The organism is Corynebacterium sp. HMSC034A01, from assembly GCF_001838175.1.
Classification (GTDB): Bacteria; Actinomycetota; Actinomycetes; order Mycobacteriales; family Mycobacteriaceae; genus Corynebacterium.
This window is the reverse complement of sequence record NZ_KV835917.1, coordinates 1-1,232: the sequence shown is the minus strand read 5'-3', so window position 1 is coordinate 1,232 and position 1,232 is coordinate 1. Positions and strand designations below refer to the sequence as shown.

The 1,232-nt window shown below is 67.0% G+C and carries 2 protein-coding genes; both read right to left on the bottom strand.

Going from position 1 to position 1,232, the window contains the following annotated elements:
* On the bottom strand, window positions 1-400 hold a 400-nt coding region (locus HMPREF2791_RS11715), incomplete at its 3' end, for a hypothetical protein (protein WP_141764865.1).
* Window positions 397-642 (bottom strand): hypothetical protein, encoded by a 246-nt coding sequence (locus HMPREF2791_RS00135; RefSeq protein WP_070843752.1) that lies wholly within the window; start codon window positions 640-642, stop codon window positions 397-399. The genes HMPREF2791_RS00135 and HMPREF2791_RS11715, both read right to left, overlap by 4 nt.
* Window positions 643-1,232: the final 590 nt, after the last annotated feature.

Genomic DNA, 1,232 nt, shown 5'->3' with positions numbered 1-1,232 from the left:
TTTTCCGTTTCCGGCGTTGCTGTGCGCGCCGCTGTTGGCGCGATAGCGGCACACGAGCGGGCGCGGTTGCGGCGGTGTGTGCGTCCATCAGGTCGGCGAAATCTTTGATCGCGGCGATCAGTTCTTGGTGCTGCGGCGTGACCGGAAACTCGCGACCTGCGCTCAAGTCGCGGGTCATTTCGCGCACCAGTTTCGCCGCGTCTGCGGCCTGCTCGTGGGGCAGGCGAAGTGCTAGCTGCTCGCGTGCTTGGGTGACCTCGTCGCGGTGACGCTGCTCGCGTCGAGCGCGCGACGCTGCCGTTCGGCACGCGTCCGAGCAGTAGCGCGCCTTGCGTCCTCGCGGGTCGGGACGCGGCGGGATTGGCTCACCGCAGCGCTCGCATAGGCCTTGCTCGCTCACAGTCCGAGGATCTTTCGCGCGTCGGCTTCGGCGCGCTCGGTGTCCTCGGCTTGGCGCGCCAGCACGTCGGCAAGTGCGCGCTGCTGCGCGCCGTCCAGGGCGTCGAAGTCAGCCGAAAGTGCGGACACGATAGCGGCAAGTGCGCGCTCGCTGCCGCTCAAAGTGGCGTCGTTTGCGTCCCACTTGGTGGCGCGCGACAGGGACGGGTGGGCGGAAATCAGGTCGCTGATGGTGTGCTCCATGCCGTCCATTATAACGAACGTTCGTTATAATTTCGCGCCCACTTTTGCCGGAAAATCGGCCCACCGTTTCCGCAGGCCAGCGACCCAAAAGACCATTCTCACTAAAAGTGCCTACTGTGTGTGGCATTTTGCGGGTGCAAACCGGCAAAACGGCGGCGCGAAAAGCGGCCAGCCGACCGCAGTCAGATGATCTGCAAAAGGTGTGCGCCACTGGACGAGCGAGAGCGAGCGCCAGGGCGCGAAAAGCGCAACACGGACGCGACGCTCGGGCACGAGCAATCACGGGCCAAGCGAGCGCGAAGCGGTCGCGCGGCAGCACGGTTCACGCCCGGGAGGACGCTGCCGCGCGATCAGAAGCCCGCGCGCCACCCTCGCCCCACCCGAGGGCGCGAACGCTGCCCGCCGAGCAGATCAACCCCCGCCACACCCGACGAGGAGGCCCCACGCGGCGCTAGAGCGGCCCTCAGATCATCTAGCGCCGCCTGAACGGCCTCCCGGTCCACTTCGGGATCGTCGGTGGCTTGTACGCGCTCTGAGAGCGTTGCAACGAGGTCGAGAAGCGCGGCGCGGTCAGCTGGTTGCCCAGAGGG